At 56.2% G+C, this 25,612-nt stretch carries 19 protein-coding genes; 13 read left to right on the top strand and 6 right to left on the bottom strand.

Annotated features, from left to right (window positions below; translation table 11 throughout):
• Window positions 1-192: 192 nt before the first annotated feature.
• The gene (locus tag Y5S_RS12520) at window positions 193-1,170 is read left to right on the top strand and encodes a tRNA dihydrouridine synthase (protein ID WP_035233519.1); all 978 of its coding nucleotides are present in this window, start codon (window positions 193-195) and stop codon (window positions 1,168-1,170) included.
• Here Y5S_RS12520 and Y5S_RS12515 read toward each other — a convergent pair.
• Window positions 1,085-2,101, bottom strand: coding sequence for an MBL fold metallo-hydrolase (locus tag Y5S_RS12515; RefSeq protein WP_052041585.1), 1,017 nt, complete (start codon window positions 2,099-2,101; stop codon window positions 1,085-1,087). The genes Y5S_RS12520 and Y5S_RS12515 overlap by 86 nt on opposite strands.
• 220 nt (window positions 2,102-2,321) lie before the next feature.
• Here Y5S_RS12515 and Y5S_RS12510 point away from each other — a divergent pair, with 220 nt between their 5' ends.
• The 7 genes from Y5S_RS12510 to Y5S_RS12480 all read left to right on the top strand — a co-directional run bounded on the left by Y5S_RS12510 (window position 2,322) and on the right by Y5S_RS12480 (window position 10,882).
• Window positions 2,322-2,579 carry a DUF4212 domain-containing protein gene (locus Y5S_RS12510; RefSeq protein WP_035233431.1) on the top strand — a complete coding sequence of 86 codons (258 nt, stop codon included), beginning with the start codon at window positions 2,322-2,324 and terminating at the stop codon, window positions 2,577-2,579.
• 13 nt (window positions 2,580-2,592) lie between these two features.
• Window positions 2,593-4,389, top strand: a complete 1,797-nt coding sequence (locus tag Y5S_RS12505; RefSeq protein ID WP_035233430.1) for a sodium:solute symporter family protein — start codon at window positions 2,593-2,595, stop codon at window positions 4,387-4,389.
• A gap of 29 nt (window positions 4,390-4,418) precedes the next feature.
• On the top strand, window positions 4,419-4,628 hold the full coding sequence (locus Y5S_RS12500; protein ID WP_035233429.1) for a hypothetical protein: 210 nt from the start codon (window positions 4,419-4,421) through the stop codon (window positions 4,626-4,628).
• Between the two features lie 12 nt (window positions 4,629-4,640).
• Entirely contained in the window at window positions 4,641-6,452 is a 1,812-nt protein-coding gene (locus Y5S_RS12495) for a putative nucleotidyltransferase substrate binding domain-containing protein (protein ID WP_035233428.1), read from the top strand.
• 26 nt (window positions 6,453-6,478) lie between these two features.
• Window positions 6,479-7,093 carry a 3'-5' exonuclease gene (locus Y5S_RS12490; RefSeq protein ID WP_035233517.1) on the top strand — a complete coding sequence of 205 codons (615 nt, stop codon included), beginning with the start codon at window positions 6,479-6,481 and terminating at the stop codon, window positions 7,091-7,093.
• A 15-nt stretch (window positions 7,094-7,108) separates the two neighbouring features.
• Window positions 7,109-7,324, top strand: a complete 216-nt coding sequence (locus tag Y5S_RS12485; protein ID WP_035233427.1) for a hypothetical protein — start codon at window positions 7,109-7,111, stop codon at window positions 7,322-7,324.
• Window positions 7,325-7,411: 87 nt separating this feature from the next.
• Window positions 7,412-10,882 (top strand): hybrid sensor histidine kinase/response regulator, encoded by a 3,471-nt coding sequence (locus tag Y5S_RS12480; RefSeq protein WP_035233426.1) that lies wholly within the window; start codon window positions 7,412-7,414, stop codon window positions 10,880-10,882.
• Window positions 10,883-11,021: 139 nt separating this feature from the next.
• Here Y5S_RS12480 and Y5S_RS12475 read toward each other — a convergent pair whose 3' ends face one another.
• Complete coding sequence (locus tag Y5S_RS12475) at window positions 11,022-11,678, bottom strand: response regulator (protein ID WP_035233425.1); 657 nt, start codon at window positions 11,676-11,678, stop codon at window positions 11,022-11,024.
• Window positions 11,679-12,087: 409 nt separating this feature from the next.
• On the opposite strand from Y5S_RS12475, the gene Y5S_RS12470 reads away from it, so the two are divergent.
• The gene (locus tag Y5S_RS12470) at window positions 12,088-13,302 is read left to right on the top strand and encodes a DcaP family trimeric outer membrane transporter (protein WP_035233424.1); all 1,215 of its coding nucleotides are present in this window, start codon (window positions 12,088-12,090) and stop codon (window positions 13,300-13,302) included.
• A gap of 348 nt (window positions 13,303-13,650) precedes the next feature.
• On the opposite strand, the gene Y5S_RS12465 is transcribed toward Y5S_RS12470, so the two are convergent.
• The 4 genes from Y5S_RS12465 to Y5S_RS12450 form a co-directional block, all read right to left on the bottom strand.
• Window positions 13,651-14,046 carry an ectoine synthase gene (locus tag Y5S_RS12465; RefSeq protein ID WP_035233423.1) on the bottom strand — a complete coding sequence of 132 codons (396 nt, stop codon included), beginning with the start codon at window positions 14,044-14,046 and terminating at the stop codon, window positions 13,651-13,653.
• Window positions 14,047-14,124: 78 nt separating this feature from the next.
• Window positions 14,125-15,429: a diaminobutyrate--2-oxoglutarate transaminase gene (ectB, locus tag Y5S_RS12460; protein WP_035233516.1), complete on the bottom strand. Its 1,305-nt coding sequence runs from the start codon at window positions 15,427-15,429 to the stop codon at window positions 14,125-14,127.
• Between the two features lie 34 nt (window positions 15,430-15,463).
• Window positions 15,464-16,000, bottom strand: coding sequence for a diaminobutyrate acetyltransferase (ectA, locus tag Y5S_RS12455; RefSeq protein WP_081939761.1), 537 nt, complete (start codon window positions 15,998-16,000; stop codon window positions 15,464-15,466).
• Window positions 16,001-16,028: 28 nt separating this feature from the next.
• Window positions 16,029-16,547, bottom strand: coding sequence for a MarR family winged helix-turn-helix transcriptional regulator (locus tag Y5S_RS12450; protein ID WP_035233422.1), 519 nt, complete (start codon window positions 16,545-16,547; stop codon window positions 16,029-16,031).
• A gap of 303 nt (window positions 16,548-16,850) precedes the next feature.
• Between Y5S_RS12450 and Y5S_RS12445 the strand changes: the two genes are divergently transcribed.
• From Y5S_RS12445 to Y5S_RS12430, 4 genes are all read left to right on the top strand, one after another.
• The gene (locus tag Y5S_RS12445) at window positions 16,851-17,741 is read left to right on the top strand and encodes a tetratricopeptide repeat protein (RefSeq protein WP_231552683.1); all 891 of its coding nucleotides are present in this window, start codon (window positions 16,851-16,853) and stop codon (window positions 17,739-17,741) included.
• 184 nt (window positions 17,742-17,925) lie between these two features.
• Window positions 17,926-18,885 (top strand): GTP cyclohydrolase FolE2, encoded by a 960-nt coding sequence (gene folE2, locus Y5S_RS12440; RefSeq protein WP_197055142.1) that lies wholly within the window; start codon window positions 17,926-17,928, stop codon window positions 18,883-18,885.
• 496 nt (window positions 18,886-19,381) lie between these two features.
• Complete coding sequence (locus Y5S_RS12435) at window positions 19,382-22,012, top strand: LuxR C-terminal-related transcriptional regulator (protein ID WP_035233417.1); 2,631 nt, start codon at window positions 19,382-19,384, stop codon at window positions 22,010-22,012.
• Window positions 22,013-22,318: 306 nt separating this feature from the next.
• Window positions 22,319-25,066 carry a peroxidase family protein gene (locus Y5S_RS12430; protein ID WP_035233415.1) on the top strand — a complete coding sequence of 916 codons (2,748 nt, stop codon included), beginning with the start codon at window positions 22,319-22,321 and terminating at the stop codon, window positions 25,064-25,066.
• The last annotated feature ends 546 nt before the right edge of the window (window positions 25,067-25,612 follow it).

The raw sequence follows: 25,612 nt of genomic DNA, 5'->3' as shown, positions 1-25,612 counted from the left end.
TCGATTGGATTGGGCGATTGTGAAAAGTTCCCCGGTGGTGCGGCCGCTGTAGGAACGTAGTGTGCAGCGAAAACCTGCCTGCAGGTGATCCGAGCCTCGGGCGAGGAAAGGATTCCAGAAACGCATTGGGAAAGGCTGCATTCTTATCTCCCTGGCCCTTCCTTGGTGCCGCCTGCCCCGTCCTGCTATAGAATCCGCCCCATGAAACTGATCCTTGCCCCGATGGAGGGCCTGGCGGATTTTTGGGTGCGTCAGGCGCTGACCGATGTGGGCGACTATGACTGGTGTGTCAGCGAGTTTGTCCGGGTGAATGGACTGCTGTTGCCCCCCAAGGTGTTTTATCGCTGGTGTCCCGAGCTGAAAAATGGCGCGCGCACCCGGGCGGGTGTCCCCGTGCATCTGCAATTGCTGGGGTCTGACCCCGCCTGTATGGCAGAGAACGCGGCACGTGCTGTGGAGTTGGGAGCTCCGGCTATCGATCTGAATTTCGGCTGTCCGGCCAAGACGGTTAACCGTCATCGGGGCGGGGCCGTATTACTGGATGAACCGGACCTGGTCCATGCTGTAACACTGGCGGTCCGTCAGGCTGTGCCGGAAGACATCACGGTATCGGTGAAGATGCGTCTGGGCAATGAAGATGATGCCCTGTCGCTGGAGAATGCGTTGGGGGTGGAGGCGGCGGGCGCCGCATGGTTGACGGTGCATGGCCGCACCAAGCGGCAGGGTTATAAGCCACCAGCTTACTGGGACCGAATCGGCAAAATCCGCGAAGCAGTCACTATTCCGGTGATCGCCAATGGCGAGATCTGGACCAGGGACGATGCTCTGCGTTGCCAGCGTGAAAGCGGTTGTCAGGATTTGATGCTGGGGCGCGGGGCGGTGGCCAACCCCTGGTTGCTGCGGGCATTGCGCACTGGGCAGGCGTCAGACTGGGAGAGCGTCATGTCGGTGATACAGCGTTTTGCGGTGGATATCCTGGGGTCGGGAACCGATGCCCAGGTGGCCGGACGGATCAAACAATGGCTCAGTTACCTGCGCCGGCAATGGCCCCAGGCTGGCGCCATGCTGGAGCAGGTCAAACGGGTCAATGAGCCAGGGGCGATGCTGCCGTATCTGCAGGCGGTTCAGAGTATTCCGGCGGCGTCAGCGTCAAGCGCTGGAACGGCTTGAGTACAATAAAGTCGCCGTCGTGGCGATTGGCCATGGCCTCAAAGGATTTATCCAGATTATCGAGAAACCAGGGGAGGGGTTTGACGTCCTCGCTCAGCTCCACAAAGAAGTTGTCCCAGTGCACCGGGATGATGGTGTGTGCACCAACCGCTCCCGCCGTCTCGTTGTAGAACACCTGTTGATAATACTCACTCTGTTTACCCAGGCTGGCGCTGGCAAGCAGGGCGTAATCCGCCTGATATCGATCCAGTTCGCCGGGCTGAACCCCCGCGCTGCCCTGAATCAGGAGCGAGCCGCCGGGGTGGGTGATCACCACGCCGTAACAGCGCCCTTCTTGCCATTCCCCCAGATAGGCGGGAGGTCGTACCGGTTGGGTGATCTCGCCCTTGCCGGTCCACTTCTCAATGGGACGGGGTAACGGGACATGGTCGGCGGGGACAAAATACAGGGTGAAATCGCCGAATTGGTAGGGCTGATGAGTCTGGATAGTGGTAATGCGCTCTTCAGCCAGGTCGCTGCCTCTGCCTACCATTGCCGTGGAGGCGGAGCCCAGCAGCTGAGCTCCCGTCATCTGCGCCACAATGCCGCTGTCCATCGCATGATCAAAATGGGAATGGAGCACCGGGATGGCATCGATTTTTTCAATGCCGGCTTTTTTGAGTGCGGAGCGAATACGCTGCTGATCGGGCTCGATCCGGCCAAACAATGCCGGGATGCTGACGCGGGAAAAGTAGCCGTCCGTGAGCAGGTGGGTCTCGCCGTCACTGATCAGGATGGTGCTGGTACCAAGATAGGTAATGGTGACCTCTCCAGGGGTGCTTGCCTGCGTCGCAAGGGGCCAGTTGCCCAGGGAGGGGGAAAGCTGCAGGGTTGCTGTGATGGTAATGACCAGGAGCAGTATTGCGCCAATGATCCATCGCGCTGCCTTCATTGATACGTCCAGTGTTGTTATTCGTTTGAGGTCGATCCTGACCGGAACAGCTCATAATACTCAAATTCCCCGGCGCTTGCAGGCCTCGCGTAAATACAGTGCCTGCCGGTTGTTCGACTAAAGTCATACTGTGCACAGCCGACCCTTTGGCTAGTCTTGATACAAGCCCGATCCCCATGTGGGGATGGCCACTTGTAACGAGGACGCAGAGGGACGAGTAATGAAAGAAGAAAATGCCCGCGCCTATTGGGCCGCCAACCTGCGATTGATTCTAACCTACCTGGCTATCTGGTTCGCCGTCTCTTATGGCTGCGGCATTTTGCTGGTGGACGAACTCAATCAGATTCACCTGTTCGGTTTCAAGCTCGGTTTCTGGTTTGCACAACAGGGCGCGATTTATGCGTTCCTGGTACTGATCATCATGTACGCGCACTCCATGAACAAGCTGGACCGCAAGTTCGACGTCCACGAAGACTGAGCTGGGAGGCCGTATGGATATTCAAACCCTTACCTATTTATTTGTGGGCGGCTCCTTTGCCCTGTATATCGGCATTGCGATCTGGTCGCGGGCGGGCTCTACCAAGGATTTTTATGTGGCGGGTGGTGGTGTTTCGCCGCTAGCCAATGGTGCAGCTACCGCGGCTGACTGGATGTCAGCTGCCTCGTTCATTTCCATGGCCGGGATTATCGCCTATGCGGGTTATGACGCATCGGTCTACCTGATGGGGTGGACCGGCGGCTACGTCTTGCTGGCCATGCTACTGGCACCCTACTTGCGCAAGTTTGGCAAGTTTACCGTGCCGGACTTTATTGGTGATCGTTACTACTCCAGCGTGGCAAGAACGGTGGCGGTCGTCTGCGTGATCTTCGTGTCGTTCACTTATGTGGCTGGCCAGATGCGTGGTACAGGTATTGTGTTCGCGCGCTTTCTGGAAGTGGATGTGAATACCGGCGTCATCATCGGTATGGCGATTGTTTTCTTCTACGCAGTATTGGGTGGCATGAAGGGTATTACCTATACCCAGGTGGCTCAGTATTGTGTGCTGATCTTCGCCTTCCTGGTGCCTGCGGTGTTCCTGTCCATCATGATGACTGGCCACGTTCTGCCGCAAACCGGTTTCGGTGGTACCGTGCTTGATGCGGCAGGCAATGACAGTGGCGTCTACCTGTTGCAGAAGCTGGATCAGGTGGTCACCGATCTTGGCTTTACCGCCTACACCGAAGGTTCCAAGTCCACCATTGATGTGTTCTTCATTGCTGCTGCACTGATGTGTGGTACGGCGGGTCTGCCTCACGTGATTGTGCGCTTCTTCACTGTGCCGCGCGTTAAAGATGCACGAATCAGTGCTGGCTGGGCGCTGTTCTTTATCGCGCTGCTGTACACCTCCGCACCGGCGGTGGGTGCCTTCGCCCGCCTTAACCTGATCGATACCGTGAACGAAACCCAGTACACCGAACTGCCCGAGTGGTTCTACAACTGGGAAAATTCCGGGTTGATCGGTTGGGTGGACAAGAACGGAGACGGAGCGGTGCAGATGCGTGCTGGCGCGCCGTTTGAAGGCAAGCCAACCTTTGCTGGCAGTCGTGAGGAAGCCGCCGGAGCCTACGGTGAGCGTGTGCTGACCAATGCGCCGACCGATAACACCTCTGAGGTCTACATTGATCGCGACATCATCGTGCTGGCCAACCCGGAAATTGGCAACTTGCCGGCCTGGGTCATTGCTCTGGTGGCGGCGGGTGGCGTGGCTGCCGCACTGTCCACTGCAGCAGGGTTGTTGCTGGTGATTTCCAGTGCGATCTCCCATGACCTGCTGAAGAAAACACTCAAGCCGGATATCAACGAGAAACAGGAATTGATGGCGGCCCGTGGTGCGGCGGTGGTGGCGATCTGCATCGCCGGGTACTTCGGGATAAATCCGCCCGGGTTTGTGGCACAGGTGGTGGCATTTGCCTTCGGTCTGGCGGCAGCAAGCTTCTTCCCTGTGATCCTGATGGGCATCTTCTACAAGCGGATGAACAAGGAAGGTGCCATTGCCGGCATGCTCGTGGGTCTGATTTTCACCTTCAGCTATATCGTATTCTTCAAGTTCGTGTCGCCTGAACTGAACAATGCGGAGCACTGGTGGTTTGGTGTGTCCCCGGAAGGTATTGGTACCTTTGGCATGCTGCTGAACTTTGCTGTGGCCTTTGCGGTGTCCCGAGTCACTGCCCCGCCGCCGGAGCACATTCAGCATATTGTTGAGGATATCCGTATTCCCCGTGGTGCTGGTGAAGCCCACGCGCACTAAAAGTAATAGATAAGGGAGAGCTGGCCGGTATGGATGAATCATTCATGCCGGCTTTTTTCTCTGAGTTTCAAGAGACAAGTTTCAAGTGGCAACGCGATAAAGATCGAAGATTCCTGCAACTCAAGGTGGCCGCGAAAAGAGCTTTCAATGTCACTTTCGGTATTGCGCGAATGTCGAATCTCTCAGCTGGAAATGCTGGTGATCCGCGTTGTAACTTGAAACTTGCCACTTGTATCTAAAGGTCGCCGGAAATGATTGAACAGGAACTCAATCACTACCCTTTTACCTTGCTTAGCGAGGCGTCACGCCACCGGCTGAATCAGGGCATGGATCTGGCATACTTCGAAAAGGGCGACATCATTCTGGATGCCGCCAGTGCCAGTGATTATGTCTATGTCGTTCACAAGGGCAGTGTGGCGGAACTGGACGTCAAGGCACCATCGGGCCGTAGTCAGGTGGGAGTGTATGCCGCTGGTGATCTTTTCGGTGCCATCAGCGTGCTCAATGGAAAAAGCCGATATCGCTTTCGCTGTGAGGAGCAGACGCTCTGCCATTTGATTCCCGCCAAATTATTTCTGGCTCTCTGCGATGAAGATGAGGAGTTCGGACGCTTCTTCCGACAGACCCTGGCTGAAAAATCCCAGCGTCTGGCAGAGGGGCGGGAAGGTGGGGTGACACTGGCGGGGTTTATGCTGGCTCGAGTCGAGCAATGCATGCGTGAGCCCATGATCATGCCCGCCGCTGCCAGCCTGCGTGATGCGGTTGAAACACTCAAGCGTCATGGGGTCGACAGCGTGCTGATTGAACTGGAAACGCAGTTCGCGATTATCACTAAAACAGACCTGCTAACGGCACTGGTGATGGAGAACCGTAGTGCGGATGATCCTCTCTCTGAGATTGCCGAAACCAATCTGGTGACGGCACTGCCGGAAGATTACCTGTTCACTGCACTTACCTTGATGACCCGCCACAAAGTCGCGCGGGTGGTGGTGATGGCTCATGGTCAGGCCGTGGGCGTTGTCGAACTTACGGACGTGCTCAGTTTCTTCTCAAGCCGCTCTTATGTCGTCGGGCTGGAAATTGAGAAAGCAGAGGATTTGCCGGCGTTGCGTCTGGCCAGTGAGCGCTTGCCGGAGTTGGTGCAGGCGCTGATGGCCCAGGGTGTGAAGATGCGTTTTGCCATGGACCTTCTCGCCGCACTGAATGGGCGCATCATGGCCAAGGCATTCGAGATGGTCATTCCTGCCGATCAGCATTCCGCGTGTCTGATTGTCATGGGCAGTGAAGGGCGGGGTGAGCAGATCCTCAAGACAGACCAGGATAATGGACTGATTCTTGGGGATCATCAGGATTGGCCCCGTTGCCAACAGGATGCCAACCAGTTTACCCAAACCCTGCTCTCGTTGGGTTACCCGCCCTGTCCGGGCAAGGTTATGGTGTCCAATCCTGAGTGGGTGGGAACCCAGTCTCAGTGGCGGGAACGGATTTATGACTGGGCGGGTGATGCGGGAGGTGAAGGCATGATCCGCATTACCACTTTGGTCGATGCTCATTGTGTGGCGGGCAGTAGCCACTTACTGGATGAGATTCGGCAAATCCTGTTCAACCGTTGTAGTGATGATGAGATGTTCCTGCGACATTTTGCGCGTCCTGTGCTTCAGTTCGCTACGCCGCTAAACCTGTTTGGCTCGTTGAAAAAGCCGCAGCATGGCATCGATATCAAGAAAGGGGCGCTGTTTCCTCTTATCCACGGCGTGCGGGCCATGGCCCTTCAGAACCGCATCGAGGAAACCTCAACGCTGGCGCGACTGGACAAGCTGGTGGCCGCCGGGGTCATGGAGGCCGGTTTTGCGGAAGATCTTGGCGAAGCCATGGAGCTGTTCAGTGAACTCAGGCTCAACCATCAACTGGAAAATCTGCATGGGGATGAGATGAATATCCCCAGCAACCATATAGTGGTGCAGAAGCTGTCATCACTGGAGCGAGATCTGTTACGAGATGCCCTGCATCTGGTGAGCGATTTTAAACAGCGGCTGTCTCGCCGGTTTCATCTGGAGTACTGATGGCGCTGCTGCCAGGAGTAAAACGAATGATCAGACAGATACGACGCTATGCGGACCGATACCGCCACGCCCATGGACCCTATGGACATCTGTTCCTTCCTTATGAAGGAAACGATGTGGTGGCACTGGATTGTGAAACCACCGGGCTGGATAGTCGCCATGCCGAACTGGTTTCCATTGCTGCGGTACCGGTTCGAAATGGACGGGTATGTGCCAGCGAGAGTATGGATGTGCGGTTTCAGGCACCGGACAGCCTGACCAGTGAGTCTATTACTATCCACAGGCTGAGGCCGGTAGATCTGGATGAGGGTGAGGCGATTGCAGATACGCTGGAGACGTTGCTTGCCTTTGTCGGTAATCGTCCAGTTGTGGGTTGGTGTATCGATTTTGATGTGGCCATGATTAACCGATATCTACGTCCGTTACTGGGTTTCGATTTGCCCAATGCGACCATCGAGCTATCCAACCTCTATCAGAAGAAAATGCGCTACTGGCAACCGGATATTGAACCGGATCTGCGGTTTGAAGCCATGGCCAGGAATCTGCGTGTTCCGATGATGGCACGCCACAGTGCGCGAGGCGATGCAGTAACCGCCGGGTTGATGTATTTGCAATTGCAACGGGCCACCCTGGAGCAGTAAGTCATGGAGACAAGCATGCAGATAGCAGAACAGATATGCCTGGTGCTCGGTTTGGGAGTGGTGGGCTTCAGTTATCTGAGCTATTGGCGGCGCACGGGAGATGCCCGTGGGATTCTGGCGTTTTGGCGTAAAGGTATGGCTCTGGACGTGCGTGAATTCAAAATGCAGCGGGCGGGGATATGCCTGCTATTGCTGGCAGTGGTACTGCGTTTTACCGGCGCTCTGGTATAAAGGAAGACAGCAGGCGGCGGGCGTGTGTTACTGGTCCGCGTCTTGTTAGGGCTGTAGGCCCTGGGCCAATAATAAACGGGAGCCGCCGTGTTTTCACTGTGGGAATTGAGCGGGCTGGCGCTGGGCTATGTGCTGGTACTGTTTGTGATCGCCTGGTTAGGTGATCGCGCGGCAAGAGAGGGACGCAAAACTTACCAGAATGCCTGGGTGTACAGCCTTGGATTAGGGGTGTACTGCACCTCATGGACGTTCTTTGGTGCGGTGGGCGAAGCTGCGCAAAGCGGCTGGACGTACCTGCCCATTTACCTTGGCCCAATACTGACCGTCCTGCTCGGTGGCTCGCTGATTTACAAAATGGCATCCGTCACCCAGCAACAGAATATTACCTCCATCGCCGATTTCCTCGCTGCCCGTTACGGTAAATCCCGTCGCTTGGCGGTCATGGTGACCCTGGTTGCAGTGGTAGGCGTTCTGCCATACATAGCCCTACAGCTGAAAGCGGTCACGCTCTCCTTTGATTATGTCTTGCTTGAGCAGGATGCGGCCTCAGTCGATACCGCCCTGGTGGTGGCGGTCTTGATGGCCGTGTTCACCGTCTTGTTTGGTACACGTCACATCGATACCTCTGAGCACCAGTCCGGACTGATGCTGGCAGTGAGCTTCGAGTCATTTATCAAGGTTGTGGCGTTTGTCCTGCTGGGGCTTTACTGCCTGTTCGGCATTTTTGATGGGCCCGGGGACATGTGGCGCAGTTTGGCGCAGCGGCCGGATGTGATGCAGACGTTCGAGCCGACTCTGTTCTCGCAGAGCTTTGTGACGGCGTTACTGCTTTCCATGGTGGCAATCCTCTGCCTGCCCCGCCAGTTTCATGCCGGCATGGTGGAAAACAATGACCTGAGACATTTGCGCACCACTCGCTGGTTGCTGCCTTTATATCTGCTCATGTTTGCGGTCTTTGTACTCCCTATTGTGATTAGCGGAGTCCTGACCCAGCCCTATCTACTGGGACAAGCAGACACGTACATGTTGTCGCTGCCGATGGCGCAGGATAATTCCGCCATGCTGATGCTGTCCTTTATCGGCGGTATTGCGGCGGCAACCGGTATGGTGATTGTATCCACCATGGCACTGGCAATCATGCTGACTAACGAAGTGCTGTTGCCGTTGTGGTTGCGCTCGAGATTGCATGAAAAGGATCAGCTGTCAGACCTGGGGCGGCAACTGCGCTTTTTGCGGCGTGCCAGTATCCTGGTGTTGCTGGGGTTGGCGTTCGCCTTTCATTCCCTGATCGAGCGTTTTGATGGGTTGGCCAGTATTGGGCTGGTCTCTTTCGCAGCCGTGGCGCAGTTTGCGCCTGCCTTGCTGGGCGCCTTGTACTGGCGAAATGGCCATAAGCAGGGCGCGGTCATTGGCATCGGTATCGGCTTTCTTGTCTGGTTCTATTGTTTGCTGTTGCCGATCATGCTTCCGGTTGAGTGGGTGGCGATACTGAACAGTGATGGGCTGCTGGGGTTGGGCTTATTCAAGCCGCACTCCCTGTTCGGTATCGAAGGCCTGGAACCTCTCACTCATGGGGTGTTCTGGTCGCTGAGTCTGAATATGGCGGCCTTTATCTACTTTTCCCGCCGTGCGCGTCACGATGCGCTGGATGAGGCCCAGGCGGCACGCTTTGTGGACATGCCTACCGACTGGTGGCGTGAGGGCATGGGGCACCCCTCTATCACTACTGCCGAACTGCTTGAAGTCTGCCGCCGTGGGCTCGGCAATCCCCGTGCGGAACCGCTGTTTTTTGATTACATGCAACGCCGTCATGTGGCGGAAGATCTGGATCTTCCCGCGCCTTTGCACCTGGTGCGTTATGTCGAGCGGTTGTTGGCGGGGGCAATGGGGGCTTCCACCGCCCGTATTGTGATGAGTTCCCTGCTGCGCAAACAGAACAGCCGTCATGACGACGTCGTGCGCATGATGGATGAGGCCTCAGAACTGATCCAGTTCAATCATCAGCTGCTGCGCACCACCATTGAAACCATCGCCCAGGGTATCTGTGTAGTGGACCGTAATATGCAGGTGGTGGCGTGGAATCAGGCTTATGTAAAGCTGTTCGAGTATCCCGATGGTTTGATTCGCCTTGGTCGTCCCATCGAAGAGGTCTACCGGTTCAATGCCGAGCGGGGTTTCTACGATGGGGAGGATATGGACGCCAATGTGAAGAAGCGGGTGCAGCTGCTTCGGGATGGCCATTCTCACCGCTTTGAGCGTGAGCTCCCCAACGGCATCGTGGTGGAAGTGCGGGGAACCCCCATGGTGGGAGGTGGGTTTGTCAGTACCTATATGGATGTTACCGAGCGCAAGCGTGATGAACAGGCACTGCGACAGATCAACGAAAACCTGGAAAATATGGTCTCCGAAAGGACCCGCAAACTCACCGAACTCAATGTGCAACTTGCCCAGGCCAACGAAGGCAAAACCCGCTTCCTGGCTGCCGCTGGCCATGACTTGATGCAGCCACTCAATGCCGCCCAGCTGTTCGCGTCTTCATTACGTCAGCAATTGCGGCAACAGGATGAGCAGGGTTTTGCCCGTGAAGTGGAAGTGCTGGGGCACATTGATGGCTCTCTGCAGACCGCGGAGCAAATCATTTCCGCGTTGATGGAAATCAGCAAGCTGGATACCGGTGCCATGCCGGTGCATGTTCATCCGGTCAGCTTGCAGAAAATGATGGAGCCGCTTGGGCAGGAGTTTTCAGCCATGGCGCAAGCCAGTGGGTTACAGCTGCACATGGTATCCAGCTCGTGCATTGTCGAGACCGATGAAGTGTTGCTGCGCAGAGTGCTGCAGAACCTGCTCTCCAACGCGATTCGTTATACGGAGTCCGGGCGCGTTCTGTTTGGTTGCCGCCGTCTTCCCGGTGCGGTGAGGATGGATGTCTGGGATACCGGTCCTGGCATTCCTGATAACCAGCATGAGCAGATTTTCCAGGAATTCCAGCGCCTGCCCCAGCAGAATGGCCGAACGGTGAAAGGGCTCGGATTGGGGCTGGCGATTGCAGATCGGATCTGTCGTTTGTTGAACCATACCCTGACCGTTCGCTCCTGGCCGGGAAAAGGCACCCTGTTCAGCGTCAGCGTGCCGCTTGCCAGCGGGGAATTGCCGCCCATGTTGTCCAATGAAGAGCTGCCAGTCAGTCGTGATATCAGTGGCATGCGTATTTTCTGTGTAGACAACGATAGCGCTTTGCTTGCCGGGCTGGTGGAGGCACTGGAGACACTGGGCTGCAATGTGGTTGCCGCCAGTGGTCTTGCGGATGCACAGCACAAGGCAAAGGGCGTGCCCGCCCCTGATCTGTTGCTGGTGGATTACCAACTGGATCATGAGAATGGCTTTGACGTGATAGAGGGGCTGGACGACTGCTGGGAGGACGTGGTCCCCGCCATCCTGATGACCGCGGACCGCCGCCCCGAAATTCGCCAGCAAGCGGAAGAGCAGGGGGTAGGGTTCCTGCAAAAACCGTTGACGGAAGCGATGCTGAAAAGAGCGCTTGAGGCAGTTAACAGTTAACAGTGAATAGTGAACAGCGCGCGATCAAGTGCGCTCTTGATCTTTAAACGTATGAGGCCGCGCCCAACCTTTGGACGCGGCCTCATACGTTTCAAAATCTTATGCGCTGCACGCGCAACTATTAACTGTTCACTGTTAACTATTCACTGCCTACCGAAGGTTGCTCAATCGCCAAATCCTTGAGTGCCAGCACTGCCTGGGTGCGGTTGCGTACGCCTAGTTTGCGGAAGATGGCGGTCATGTGGGCCTTGATGGTGGCTTCGGATACATCCAGTTCGTAAGCGATGATCTTGTTCTGCATCCCTTCCATTAGCATTCCCATGACCCGGAATTGTTGCGGCGTGAGGCTGGCAATGCGTTCGCTCATGGCGGACAGGTCAGGAAGGGTGGGAGGCATGGCACGACGGGCATGCTCAGGTAGCCAGCGTTCGCCATCCATGACCTGCTTCATGGCACTGGTCATGGTGTCCACAGGGGTGGATTTGGGAATGAATCCATCGGCACCAAAGTGAATCGCCCGCTGTATCACGTCAACATCTTCAGTGGCAGAGATTACGATCAGCGGCACCTTGCGATATTGCTCGCGCAGGTAAATCAAACCAGAGAACCCGTGGGTGCCAGGCATGTGCAAATCCAGCAGGATGACATCAAAAGGCACAGATTGCTGTCCCAGCGACTCCAGTGCGGCCAGTGAATCTGCCTCGTGGATCCGGGCATCACTAAAGCTGGCGCTTACCGCTTGTTTGAGAGCAGTGCGAAAGAGTGGGTGGTCATCTGCGATCAGAATATTTGTCATTAGATTGTTTTAGCGAGTTTTTTTTGTTCTGTACAGCCTTTATGGCGAGCTTTGCCTTGTGCCAAAAAAAAGGCCGCTTGGAATGGCGGCCCGGGGGAAGGGTTTTGACAAAATAACAACAGAATCCCTTCAGCAAACCAGACCGGCACTGTCACCGTTTCATTTGAGAAACCGGGAAAGGAAAAGGGTGCTGATCGGTCCATTCCCTGGACATTGTCGGTGTTCACGTTGAGGCGTGAACAGTGTGAAAGGCGATCGTAAAAATCCCAATTAGACTTTGGTCGTAGGGCTTGAATGCAGGGTTCGGGGCTTCGACCTATGGCTAATGGAGAACAACTCTTGCTCCTCGCAAGCTGCTATTCGGAGTCAGTTATTTCTTGCATCCGGATGACAACAAGAGGACAGGGCCATGAAAGCAATAACTCCTAAATACCTGTGTGCCAGTATCGCACTGGCCTGTGCCGGTACGGTCGGCGCGGCGACATTGGAAGAGCGCGTGGAGATGCTCGAACAGAAAGCAGCCGATCAGCCCGCAGCGGGGCAGGCTCAGGTGGGAAATACCCAGCTAAGCGTTGGCGGTTTTATCAAGGCCGACACCATGGTGAGCAAGTACAGTGATGGTGAGCTGGCACCGGGTTCCATTGGTCGCGATTTCATGGTCCCCAGCACTATTCCGGTTGGCGGTGAGGCCAGCTCTGAAGAAGTGGACTTCAATGCCAAACAGAGCCGTTTCTGGCTGAAAAGTAAAACCCAGACCGATGCCGGAGAAATTGGCGGCCACATCGAAGTGGATTTTCAAACCAACGGTCTTGGCGATGAGCGCATCAGCAACAGCTATGCCGTTCGTTTGCGTCATGCCTATCTGACGTGGGACAAGTGGCTCTTTGGTCAGACCTGGTCCACCTTTTTTAACGTCAGCGCCTTGCCTGAGACGCTCGACTTTGTGGGTGCAGCAGGAACCGTGTTCGAACGTCAGCAGCAGATCCGGTATACCAATGGTGGTTTGATGCTGGCTATGGAGAACCCATCCACCACCCTCTACGGCGGCTCAGGTACCAATCCCTATGATGATAATGCCATGCCCGATTTGGTCGCCCGTTATAACTTCACTGGCGACTGGGGCAATGTGAGTCTTTCCGCCATGGGGCGTGAAATTGCCTATCAGGACACCATCGGCGGTGTAGATCAGGATGAAAGTGAATACGGTTACGCTGTGTCCCTGGCGGGCAAGTGGATGCTGGGCAAGGATGATGTGCGATTCCAGGCCAACTACGGCAACGCCATGGGCCGTTACACCACGCTGAATGCGTTCCGTGCAGGCCAGATTGAGGCGGACGGCAGTATTGATTTGATTGACCAGTGGAGTGCGGTGTTGGCGTTGCGTCATCACTGGAATGACCAGTGGCGGAGCAATATTGCCTTGTCCGTCAGCGAAGCGGACAACCCGGATACGGTTGCCACGACCACCAACAAGACAATTCAGAGCGCCCATGCCAACCTGATCTGGCAGGTGGCCAAACCGCTGTCTCTGGGTGGTGAGTTCATTTATGCGGATCGGGAAATTGAGAGTGGCGATGACGGTGATTTGAAACGCCTGCAGTTTACCGCGAAGTATGCGTTTTAAGAGATCGCAACACGCGACAAGAAATAGCAGGGGCGCTTCGGCGTCCCTTTTTTGCAGCCTGTGCCTGCATTGCGATCCGGATTGAAGGGGCAAGTTTCGAGTTTCGAGTCGCGAGTTTCGAAAGGCAAAACCCTGAGCCTTTCGACCCGGTGGTCCCACTGTGGGAGCGACGGTTCCGTCGCGATGCCGAGGCATCGATCTTTCGCGGCCGAACGCCGGCTGCCACGTGTCAGACGTCCGGTTGTAGACGTGTGGCAAACCACTGCTCCCGCTAAAGTGCGGTGACGCATAAAAAAAGGACGCCGAAGCGTCCTTTTCTTTTGGCTTACCGCTTGGGCGTATCTGTAATCAATCCAGATCCGCGGGGTATACGCCGTTTTCGTCGTGCACTTCTTTACCGCTAAGGGGCGGTGTGAAGGCGCAAGCCACAACCATGTCTTCATCACCACCATACAGCCAGTGCTCGTCGTGCTCGTCGAGCAGGTAGATGGTGCCGGGCTTCAGGTCATAAACCTTGCCGTCGGCAATGGTTTCGATCTTGCCGTTGCCGGAAATCACGTAAACGGATTCCCAGTGATTCTTGTAATGGATGTGGGTCTTGGTGCCCTTGAAGATGGTGGTGATGTTGAAAGAGTGCCCCATCTTGTCATCTTTCAGAGACAGACGAACAGACTGCCAGTTGCCGTTTTCGGCTTTGACGCAGCGCTCTGAATTTTCGGCTTCCGCCAGAGTACGAACGATCATGGATTCATTCTCCAGGGTGGGTGATAAAACAGCCGCCCGGCTGGGCGGCTGTATGAGTCGTTCCGGAGCCTGGAGGAATTAACCTGCCAGGCTGGATACGGAGTGGGCTTCGCCGCGCTTGATGCGGTCGGTCATCACTTCGCTGACGCTTTCCTTGATGATGTCCAGCGCGCGGGTCAGGTCTTCTTCACTGATGGTCAGCGGACACAGGGTCTTGATCACCTGATCGTCAGCACCGGAGGTTTCGATCACCAGCTGACGCTTGAAACACGCCTTGGTGATTTCGCCGGCCAGTTCACCATCACGGGCTACCAGGCCCTGCATCATCCCGCGACCGTTCAGGTAGAACCAGTGCGAATCGTAGGTGTTGGCGATCTCACGGAACCGCTCGGTGATGATGCCGGCTTTCTTCTGCACTTCCTTGGCGAATACATCATCGCGCCAGTAGTGGTTCAGTGCCGCTGCAGCAGTAACGAACGCCAGGTTGTGGCCCCGGAAGGTGCCGTTATGCTCGCCCGGTTTCCACTGGTCCAGTTCTGGTTTCATCAGCACCATGGCAAACGGCAAACCGTAGCCACTCAGTGACTTGGACAGGGTAATGATGTCCGGCTGGATGCCGATGTCATCAAAGCTGAAGAAGCTGCCGGTACGACCACAGCCGGCCTGGATGTCATCCAGAATCAACAGCATGTCATGCTTGCGGCAAACCTTTTCCAGGTTACGCAGCCACTCAAAGCTGGCGGCATTGATACCACCTTCGCCCTGTACGGTTTCCACGATCACGGCAGCAGGGTGATCAACACCACTGGAAGAATCTCCCAGCACCTTGTCCAGGTATTCAGTGGTATCAAAGGCATCGCCCAGGTATCCGTCGTACGGCATGGGCGTTACGCCGCCCAGGGTAACCCCGGCCACGCCACGGTGATGACTATTACCGGTGGTGGCAAGTGCGCCCAGGCTTACGCCGTGGAAGCCATTGGTGAAGCTGATCACGTTCTCACGACCCTTGATCACGCGGGCAATCTTCAGTGCTGCTTCCACAGCATTGGTGCCGGTGGGGCCGGTGAACTGCATCACGTGATCCATGTCGCGGGGCTTGAGGATCACTTCATAGAAAGTATCCATAAACTCGCGCTTGGCTTTGGTGTGCATGTCCAGACCGTGCACGATGCCATCGCCCTGGATGTATTCCAGCAGCTTTTCTTTCAGGATCGGGTTGTTGTGCCCGTAGTTCAGGGTGCCGGCACCGGCCAGGAAATCGATGTATTCCTTGCCGGTCTCGTCGTACAGGTAGCTGCCCTTGGCCTGGTCGAAAACAACCGGGAAGCTACGGGCATAGCTCATGACTTCCGATTCGTGGCTTTCAAAAATGTCGGTATCCATGGTGCTCATGATCAATATCCTCGCTTGAATTCGTTCAGGCTTCGTCGCGGTTGAAAGGGCCAATCCGCAGCAAATACTCATCATTGTGTTCGCCGGCAAAATGAATGCGCGAATCGAACAGAATGAACTCTTCCGTCGGCATGCTGCGCTGGTAAGCGAAGCTGCGGAACATTCCCCAGGATGCTTCATTGTCCGGGGTAATAGTGGTTTCGATGAATTGCACGTCGGCACTTTCTTCCCGCTGCAGCAGCTCGGCCAGCATGCGCTTGGCCAGACCCTTGCCGCGGGCTTTTTCGTGTACCGCTACCTGCCAGACAAACAGCACGTTTTGCTGTTTGGGAGGGATGTAGCCGGAAATAAAGCCGACCAGATCGCCATCCATTTCGGCCGCCACTGAGGTGTCGGCGAAGTGGGTGCATTGCAGCAGGTTGCAGTACACGGAGTTCTCATCCAGTGGCTTGCACTCGCTGATCAGTGTGTGAACCCGGCTACCGTCCTGGCTTTCGGGTTTGCGAAACACAATGTTGTCCGTTTGGGACGAAGTGTTCTTTACATCGTTGTCTGCAGGCATGGTCTCACTAACAGTTTGCTTAGAAAGTTTATTGCTCGCGGCTGCTGGTTCGCTGGGACAGTTCAACAGCGGGCTGGGCGCGATCAATGGCTCCCAGATCCAGCATTGGCGATGCATCGATTTCTTCGGCATTCATCATCGCGGCGACCCGTTGCAGGGAGCTGAGAATCAATGATTGCTCCCAGTCTTCAAGACGGTCGAAACGGTCGATGAATTCTTCCTGGAGAGGCGTCGGTGCCTGTTCGATGATGCCTGACCCGTCCGGAGTCAGCGTGGCATAGACCCGACGTTTGTCGGATTCGCCGCGTTTGCGTTCGATCAGGTGGCGCTTCTCAAGGCGGTCGAGAATAGTGGTAACGGTGGCCTGACTCAGAGACACCTCGTTGGCCAGATCACCCATGGTGATCTCACCCTTGGCCCCAATGGCTTGCATGATCAGCAGCTGGGGAGAGGTGAGTCCTGACACCTTGCTCAACTTGCGTGAGTAGAGGTCGGTGGCGCGAATAATCTGTCGTAATGAAATCAGCACGTCTTCGTGTCTGGCCATTGCCGCTAATTCTCTTGATAACAAAGTAATGTGACGAAAAATGGACATGGTTTCTCCTCAATGCGTTTTGAGGTGTAAACGGCATTTTTCGGTTTAATTAAGGCAATGCCTTGAATTTCCTTGCTAAAATGTGGGGCATATCTTAGTGGTAAAACATTTAGATGTCAAAGTAATGCTGAATTGCCCCTTTAAAGGGCACTCTGTTCGCCTGCACGGTGGAGTGATCCCCAATAGGGTGCGACCATTAGTGGGCGGTAAATCAATCAGGAGGGTGAACCATTGTTCAGGAGTCTGCGTTTCAGTTTGCTAAGCCTATTCATGGTGCTGGCCGGTAGTGTGGCCGCTGCGGAGGGTGGCGCAGAGCCAGCAGCGGATGCGGCTTCGCGTCCAGAGGCTCAAAGTGAGATTGAGAAAGGGCCGGTTATTTCCCAGTTCCGGGAGAACTGGATCCTCAGCGAACTGAGATTGTTGCGGCAGGACATGATGGAGTACCGCAACCAGATGAACTTGCTGGTCACAGACAGAGAGCTGGAAGTGGCAGACAAGGCCATGGGTTATGCCACCAATACGGTGACCTACTTCTTTTACCTGATCGCCGGTGCCGCTTCGATTCTGGCGCTGGTTGGCTGGTCTACGATTCGGGACCTGAAAGACAATGTCAGGGTGTATGCAGAGAAGGAAATGGCGCGCCTGACCAGCGAATATGAAGCCCGCCTGGCAGATCTGGAGCGAGAGCTGCGTAAGAAATCGCGGACGATTGCGGAGAACCAGGAAGAAATTGAGCGTACCAACGAGATTCATAGCCTGTGGCTCAAGAGCACCAAGGAGCCCAGTGCCCAGGCCAAAATCGAAATGTATGACCGGATTCTTGAGCTGCGCCCGGATGATGCTGAGGCACTGGCCTGGAAGGCCGATGCGGCCCTGGAGCTGGGCGAGCAGCGTTGGGCGTTGAGTCTTTGTGACCGGGTGCTGGAAGTGGATGAAGAGAACTCCCACGCGCTTTACCAGCGGGCTTGTGCCTGGGCGGGGTTGGGTGAGATTGATAACGCCCTGCAGGATCTGGAGGCCGCTATCCAGGCTTCCGAGACCCTGGTACGCCACGCCCGGGTGGAAGAGATGTTCCGACCTTTACGTGATCTTGAACGCTTCCGTGTTTTGGTGGGAAGCGACAATGATCCGGTAGTTCCCGACTGATAGCCCCTTGCTGTTGTGGCGATAGCCGCTCAGCGGGGTGCTAAATGGTCATTTTACTGGTGACTTTCTGCTAGACTTGCCCCCCCTTGAAGGAAAGGGCGATGACCCCCATTGAGTGGGGGCGTGATTTCCGCCGGCAATCCCCCGGTCTGGAAATGAATTCATCGCCCCTGTGGAGAAACCCATGACACGTGAAAAGGGTGCCGCTGGCACCAAGCAGATGCCGGATGTGGCATCCAACTCCATGGTGGATCATATCCATAGCACCCTGGACTGGGTGGGCATGAGCGAGATCCATCTGCCTGCCCGGGTGAGCGACACCCTGGCCGGTGAGCGCCCGGTGAGCACCTCCATCCAGGCCTATGTGAACCTGGCGAACCCGGATGCCAAGGGTATCCATATGTCTCGCCTGTTCCTGATGCTGGAAGAAACCTTCGGGGATCACTCCGTGAGCGCAGGCTCCATTGAGCAGCTGCTGCGTAATTTCCTGGAAACCCACGAGGGGCTCAGCACCCGTGGCTTTGTCCAGCTGGACTTCGAATACTCCATGCGTCGCCCGGCGCTCAAGAGCAGCTATTCCGGTTGGAAGAGCTACCCGGTGAGCATCAAGGGCACCCTGTGCGAAGAGGGTATGCGCATTGAAATGTATGTTGAGGTGCCTTATTCCTCTACTTGCCCCTGTTCGGCTGCGCTCTCCCGCCAGCTGATCCAGGAGCAGTTCCGCAAGGACTTCAAGGAAGGCAAGGTGGATGCCGAGGCCGTGTTCGAGTGGCTGGGTACAGAGGAAGGCATCGTGGCCACTCCTCACAGCCAGCGCTCTGTGGCTCAGGTGCGTGTGCTGCTGGATCATACCGAAGGTGATGCGTTCCCAATCACTGCCCTGATCGATTCCATTGAAGGTGCGCTGAAAACCCCGGTGCAGACCGCCGTGAAGCGTGTCGATGAGCAGGAGTTTGCCCTGCTGAACGGCCAGAACCTGATGTTCTGTGAAGATGCGGCTCGCCGCCTCAAGCAGGCCATTGATCCGCAGCCTTGCTACAAGGACTTCTGGCTGCGTGTGAATCATCTGGAAAGCCTCCACGCCCACAACGCGGTGGCCATCGTGACCAAGGAAGTCGACGGCGGTTACCTGCCGATCCCGTAAGGAAAGTACGCTCACAACGAAGGCGGCCATTGGCCGCCTTTTTTGTTTGTGGTTCATCGCGGAATAGGAGGGGGATCCCCGGCGTGGGTACTGTTTTGTGGGAGCGGCGGTTCCGCCGCGATGCGCCCAGATACGATTGAAGTCCTGTGTCGCGGTCGCGCCCAAAAGAGAGTGGGTTTTGGAGTTGACGTCCCAGGTCCGACTCCAGGCGTCTGGAGCCTGCCTGCCCGCTAACCCGCGATGAACCTTTTCTGTTCCTGGATCAACGGGCAGTAGCCATGAAACATAAAAACGGGACGTCGTACCTGCATGGTGCTGTTGTCGTGGGGCCGGTGTTCGCCTGGTTTTGCTCCGCAGAGCAAAAGGAAACATCGAAAGGGAGATTGTGACCTTGTGCAACGAATGGCACTATCGTATCGATTAAGTTGTGCACACACCGTGCGCGCCACGATGCGCCGATAACAATAACAAACAACTGACTCCAGGCAGGGAGCTTATGAGTTCGGTAAGGACGACACGCCTGCTATCCGGCCAGTTTTACCGTCAGGATCTGGTGGCAAGGCTCAATGAATGTGGCCAGTTTCCCTTGACGCTGCTGCTGGCGCCAGCGGGGTCGGGTAAGTCCACCCTGCTCAATCAGTGGCGTGAACAAGTGGATGTGCCTCAGGTTGTGTTCATGGCGATCCAGCCCTCCGACGATGATCCTGTGCGTTTCCTGCGACGCTTTGCCGAGCAGACGCGTGCGGTGGTACCTGCCTTTGATACCTCCTGGTTCATGCCCTTCGATGTCTCCGAGATGCCGCCTTCTTCCATCGCAGAAGCACTGCAGGATGCGCTGGAACAGGTGCCTGATCCTCTCTATATCGTGTTCGATGACTTTCAGCACATTCGTAATGAAGAAACCCTGAAAGTACTGGATGTGATGTGTGCCTATCCGCCCAGTGATGTGCACCTGCTGATTGCCAGCCGTACCCGGCCAGCCTTGAGTCTGGCAGCGTTGCGTTTGAGTGATGCCTTGCTTGAGCTGGATGGCGGTGCCCTGAAAGTGAATCGTGATGAGGTGATCGAGCTGAACCAGCGCCTTGGCGGCGAGCCCCTGGAAGACAGCGCGCTGGAGCACTTGATGGCCATCACCGAAGGCTGGGTGGCCGGGGTGAAGATCGCCCTGATGGGGGCCATGGGCTCCGGTGTGGGCACGCTGCGGGATTTCAATGCCAGCCAGCCGGAAATCATGGAGTATTTTGGTCACGCGGTGCTCAAAGGACTGCCGGACTACGCTCGCAAGCTGTTTCTGGAAAGTAGCCTGCTGGATCACTTCAATGCGGAAATCGGCGATGCAGTGCTGGAGACCACCCACTCCGCCGCCTTGATGGAAGAGCTGTCCCGCCGGGAACTGTTCATTATCCCGGTGCAGGGGCGGCCGGGATGGTATCGCTACCATGCCTTGCTGCGTGAGTTCCTTCAGGCGCGAGTAGCGATTGATATGCCTGAGTGTGTGGCGCCGATCCACCGTCGCGCCACCGATTATTTTTTGCAGCAAGGGGATTTCGAGCAGGCGCTATGGCATGCCTATCGGGCAGATGATGTGGATCTGTTGCTGGATGCTCTGGCGCGGGCGTTTGATTACTGGTTGCGAGAGGGTTATGCCAGTCAGATTCTGGAATGGGCTGAACAAATACCCGATGAGGAGTTTCTGGCGAGAATCGATCTGGCCGCACCGCTGATCAGCACGTTGACGTTGTCGCGGCGCTTTTACCGGGCGCGCTTTTATCTTGATGCCTACCGGGAGCAGGCCTCGACCGCTTCGCAGAAGAATGAGGATGAGCAGCAGACCCTGAAGTTTCTGGAGCTGCACTTGCAGCTTTTCCAGCACGATACGGATTTCATGGAAGGGGCTAACCTTTCCCTGCTAATGGAAACCAGCAGCCATCGTGACGTGCGTGCGTTTTCACTTGCCATGGTGGCGTATTATCACCTGCAGCATGGGCGTTTGCAGTCGGCGCTGGCGTTTTCTACCCAGGCGCGGGAGGTGCTGTTACAGCTTGGGCATCACTTCACGGCGGGTTATGCCGGCCTGATCACCGCCCTTGCCAACCATCAGCTGGGACACATTGCCGAAGCCGTCACCTTGATCACAGAACAGTTCGAGGCCTCTCGCAGGGACTGTCCGACCTGGTCGCTGTGGGCGACAGGAATGGTGGTGGTCTTGTATGACCAGAATCGTCTCGAGGAAGCCCGGCAATTGTGCGAAGACCTGCTGCCCGTAGTGTCATCCGCATCCGCCACAGAGGTGATCTCCACGGTTTATCTCACCCTGTCACGCTTGCAGCATCACCAGGGCAGCCGCAAGAATTCCACGCGTATGCTGGAAAAGCTGCACAGTATTCTGCAGCTGGGGAATTACGAGCGGTTCGTGAATGGCGCGGTAATGGAAATGGTGCGTCAGGCCTATGTAAACGGTGAATGGGCGCGGCTGGAAAGCATTGCCGAACGCTTCGCGCTGAGTGAATGGGTGGAGACATACCTGGAAGCGGACGACGTGCCGTATAGCCAGAGTTGGGAGCGCCGTGGCCTGGCGGCGGTTTACTGGTTGATGGCATCCGGTCGCAGTGATGACGCTAAGAAAGCTCTCTCTCTGCTGCGCGACGTGGTGAATCGTGCAGGCATTCGCAACCGGGGTTCCATCATGGAGGCGAATCTTCTCGTCCTTGCTGGCAAGCAGTCCAGTGATGCCGAACAGGTGCGCGGCATCGAAACCCTGATCAGTCGACATGGCTTGATGAACATCAATCGCTCGGTGTTTGATGAGGCGCCCGGCCTGGGTGGACTCATGAGCGATTTATGGCGGCGTGGTGTGCTCAATCTGCCCCAGTTTTATACCCAGCTGTTCTCGGGCGTGTTTGATGAAGAGCCTGATCAGCCGCCGCTGGAGGTCGATCCGGCCTCCGTACTGACCCCGAAGGAATTCGAGATCTTCGAATTGCTGCAAAATGGCCTGAGCAACGCGAAAATCAGCGAGCACACTGGCGTCTCGGTCACCACCACCAAGTGGCACCTGAAGAATATCTACAGCAAGCTGGGCGTCTCCAGCCGCACGGAAGCCGTGCTCCGTGCGTCGTCGAGATAAAGGGGAGCTGTGAGCTACGAGCTTCTAGCTACGAGGCGCGAGGAATGTCTATGTTTCTTGAAAGCTGTGCCCGCGCGCGAATGTGTGATCGCGGGCACGGCTTTCGAGATACAGCAAACCCAATTCGCGTCTCGTGGCTCGAAGCTCATAGCTGGTAGCTTCCCTTCCAAACCTTGAACCGGTTCGCGATTTTGTCCTCCCCCTACCCACCCCCTCCCAACGGAGGGGGTGGAGGGGGTGGGGCGGTTGCTAGAGTCCCGTCGTTATCAACATTCACCCCAAGAATAACAACGACGGAGACACCCCATGGCTACGTCCCCCTGGGTCACCTGGCCCGCCCTGACGAAGTTTGGTTCCCTCGGCGTGATGGTCGCACTGCTGGTGCTGGCTGCAGAGCGTCAGGAACTGCTCGAAAACAACATGTTCGACACCGAAAACTGGCAGGAAAAAAATGCCGATATCGTCTGTGACGAACGCAGCCTGACTGCCCGTATGGAAGACGGCACCTGTAACATTCAGGAAAACCCCGCAGAGGGTTCCGTGCACGTTAACTTCGGTCGCAATGTGGACCCGGCTTCTGTTTACGCCGAATCCAACAGTGGCAACTTGCTTAACCCGAACCCGCGTGAAGTCAGTAACCTGATCATGTCCCGTGGGGGGGATTTCAAGCCCGCCACCACCCTCAACTTCATTGCCACCAGCTGGATCCAGTTCATGGTCCACGACTGGTTCGATCACGGCCCCCGCACCGATGCCAACCCTATTGAATTCCCGCTGCCGGCGGGCGATGTGCTGGGTGGCGGCACCATGTCGGTACAGCGTACCCGTCCGGACCCGGACGTGAGTGGCGATGAAGGCATCATCACCTACGAAAACATCAACACCCACTGGTGGGATGGCTCGCAGCTGTATGGCAGCAGCAAGGAAAAGAACGACGAAGTACGTTCCTTCGTGGACGGCAAACTGAAAGTGGATGGCGACGGCCGTCTGCCCACCGAGTTCTTCAGCGGCAAGCCGGTCACCGGTTTCAATGAAAACTGGTGGGTGGGGCTGAGCATGCTGCACCACATCTTCACCCAGGAGCACAACGCCATTGCCGACATGCTGGTCGCCAACTACCCGGGCCAGAGCGATCAGTGGTACTTCGACAAGGCGCGCCTGATCAACTCCGCGCTGATGGCCAAGATCCACACTGTGGAGTGGACCCCGGCGATTCTGGCCAACCCGGTACTGGAGCGTGCCATGTACGCCAACTGGTGGGGTCTGGGTGGTGATCGCGACAAGCGTGACAAGTATCAGGATGATCTGGACAACCTGAACAACAACCTGGGTCAGATCGGTGGCCTGCTGGATCTGGTCGGCATCGACAACGGTCTGGGCGATAGCCCCACCGGTTCCCTGGAGCATGCGCTGGCAGGCCTGGTGGGTTCACGTACCCCGAATAACTACAACGTGCCCTACACCCTGACCGAAGAATTTGTCTCCGTTTACCGTATGCACCCGTTGCTGCGCGACGAGATCAAAGTGTATGACATCGGTTCCAACGTAGTGGATGAAGAAATTGCGCTGGAAGACACCCGTAACGGCGATGCAGAAGATCTGCTCGGCGATATCGGCCAGGATCGCCTGTGGTACTCCTTTGGTATTACCCATCCGGGTGCCCTGACCCTGAACAACTATCCGGACTTCCTGCGTAACCTGTCCATGCCGCTGATTGGCGACATCGACATGGCCGCCATCGATATCCTGCGTGACCGTGAGCGCGGCGTACCTCGTTACAACGAATTCCGTCGTCAGATCGGCCTCAAGCCGCTCACCAGCTTCGAGCAGCTGACCAGTGATCCGCAGCTGCTGGCGGACCTGAAAGCGCTGTACAACAACGACATCGAACTGGTGGATACCCTGGTGGGCCAGCTGGGCGAAGAGACCCGTCCGGAAGGCTTCGGTTTCGGTGAAACCTCCTTCCAGATCTTCATCCTCAACGCATCCCGTCGCCTGATGACCGACCGTTTCTTCACCACGGATTACACCGACGAGGTGTACACCGCAGAAGGGATCGACTGGGTAGAAGACAACACCATGGTTGACGTGATCCGTCGCCACTTCCCGAGCCTGGCCACCAGCCTGGTCGGCATGGATAACGCCTTTAAACCCTGGGGCCTGAACATGCCTGAGGAATATCAGGACTGGGATGCACAGACCAAGCAAAACCACCTGTGGGTGAACGGAGCCCTGCGTACCAGCTATGCAGACAGCGAAGTGCCAGCCATCGAACCCATCGACATCGGCGGCCTGATCAACTCGGTGCTGTGGAAAAAAGTCCAGGATGTCACCGACGTGGCGCCTCCTGGTTACAGCAAACCGATCCACCCCCGTGGTGCGCTGGCAAAAGTGAAGTTTGTGCCCAGCGCCGGGCATGATTTCACTGGCCTGTTCCAGGGTGCTGATCACGGCCTGCTGCGTCTCTCGGTCACCGGTGATCCGTCAGATCGTGGCTTTGCTCCGGGCCTGGCGCTGAAGTTGTTCGTGGACGGCAAGCGTTCCGAGAACGTGTCTGCGCTGTACACCCTCAGCGGACAGGGCAGCAACCACAACATCTTCGCCAACGAACTGTCCAACTATGTTCAGGCAGAAGTGAACGAGACCCTGGGGACAACCACCCTGTTCTCGCTGGTCTCCACCAAACCAACCCTGCTTGTCATGAGCGATATGGCCAAGGTGAAGCAGGATGGTTCCGCCGTGGGTAGCCCCAAGACCCCGTCGCAGATCTACTTCGTGCCCAACAGCACCCTGAAAAACAACACCAGCACTGGTGCCCATGATTTCCGTGACGACCTCACTGCCATCCCGGCGGGTACCAAGGTCTACGATATCTATGGCACCACCCAGAGCATCAGAACCTCCATCTGGCCCTGGGTCACCGAGCGTTACGCCCGTGAGCGTCGTAACAGCGCGGTGAAGATTGGTGAGCTGGTGACCGATTCCGAATTCACCCTGTCCCAGTTCGGTGACACAGGTATCTTCTTCAAGCACCAGCGATACGAAGACCGGTAAGCGCTACAACAACTATAAGGTGGGAGAGCTGTATTGCAGCTGATTCAGGCCCGGACAGTGAAAGCTGTCCGGGCTTTTTTATGGGCCGCGCAACGGCTGCTGGGCGCGGCAGGCATCACGCAATACGGCAAAAGCAGCTTTACCACAGAGTTCACAGCGATCACTGAGGAAAAGCGTTTCTCGATTCGGTGCTTCCAATGGCCAAGGTCATCATCGGGAGGGCGCTTGCAAACGAGGCTCAGCCCAGCCACAAGCGGTGACTTCGTCCATGGACCCGGCCCGTGCTCAACAGATGGGACGGAATGTTTGTAGGATATGGCTTACAGAAAATGCTAAATGATTGATATAGAGTGGTTTTATTGAAAGGGAAAATCGGCGGGGCGGTACGATCGTACCGGCACTATGTCGAACCATTCGTGTTTTGCCGGATGGGATAAGTTCTCAATTTCGGGTTAAGTGATTGTTGGTGGGGAAGTTTTTGTCGCTGAGTTCGAAAAACCAAAAATAATTATGTCGAATTAAATTAAGTCGATTCGTTCGACTTAA

It is taken from the genome of Alcanivorax nanhaiticus (assembly GCF_000756665.1).
Taxonomy (GTDB): Bacteria; Pseudomonadota; Gammaproteobacteria; order Pseudomonadales; family Alcanivoracaceae; genus Alcanivorax; species Alcanivorax nanhaiticus.
This window is presented reverse-complemented; position numbering and strand designations above follow the sequence as displayed.

Coding starts and splice junctions, on each gene's coding strand:
- Y5S_RS12515 (WP_052041585.1), bottom strand. CDS start 2,101: ATGAAGGCAGCGCGATGGATCATTGGCGCAATACTGCTCCTGGTCATT.
- Y5S_RS12510 (WP_035233431.1), top strand. CDS start 2,322: ATGAAAGAAGAAAATGCCCGCGCCTATTGGGCCGCCAACCTGCGATTG.
- Y5S_RS12505 (WP_035233430.1), top strand. CDS start 2,593: ATGGATATTCAAACCCTTACCTATTTATTTGTGGGCGGCTCCTTTGCC.
- Y5S_RS12500 (WP_035233429.1), top strand. CDS start 4,419: ATGGATGAATCATTCATGCCGGCTTTTTTCTCTGAGTTTCAAGAGACA.
- Y5S_RS12495 (WP_035233428.1), top strand. CDS start 4,641: ATGATTGAACAGGAACTCAATCACTACCCTTTTACCTTGCTTAGCGAG.
- Y5S_RS12490 (WP_035233517.1), top strand. CDS start 6,479: ATGATCAGACAGATACGACGCTATGCGGACCGATACCGCCACGCCCAT.
- Y5S_RS12485 (WP_035233427.1), top strand. CDS start 7,109: ATGCAGATAGCAGAACAGATATGCCTGGTGCTCGGTTTGGGAGTGGTG.
- Y5S_RS12475 (WP_035233425.1), bottom strand. CDS start 11,678: ATGACAAATATTCTGATCGCAGATGACCACCCACTCTTTCGCACTGCT.
- Y5S_RS12470 (WP_035233424.1), top strand. CDS start 12,088: ATGAAAGCAATAACTCCTAAATACCTGTGTGCCAGTATCGCACTGGCC.
- Y5S_RS12465 (WP_035233423.1), bottom strand. CDS start 14,046: ATGATCGTTCGTACTCTGGCGGAAGCCGAAAATTCAGAGCGCTGCGTC.
- ectB (WP_035233516.1), bottom strand. CDS start 15,429: ATGGATACCGACATTTTTGAAAGCCACGAATCGGAAGTCATGAGCTAT.
- ectA (WP_081939761.1), bottom strand. CDS start 16,000: ATGCCTGCAGACAACGATGTAAAGAACACTTCGTCCCAAACGGACAAC.
- Y5S_RS12450 (WP_035233422.1), bottom strand. CDS start 16,547: ATGGCCAGACACGAAGACGTGCTGATTTCATTACGACAGATTATTCGC.
- folE2 (WP_197055142.1), top strand. CDS start 17,926: ATGACACGTGAAAAGGGTGCCGCTGGCACCAAGCAGATGCCGGATGTG.
- Y5S_RS12435 (WP_035233417.1), top strand. CDS start 19,382: ATGAGTTCGGTAAGGACGACACGCCTGCTATCCGGCCAGTTTTACCGT.
- Y5S_RS12430 (WP_035233415.1), top strand. CDS start 22,319: ATGGCTACGTCCCCCTGGGTCACCTGGCCCGCCCTGACGAAGTTTGGT.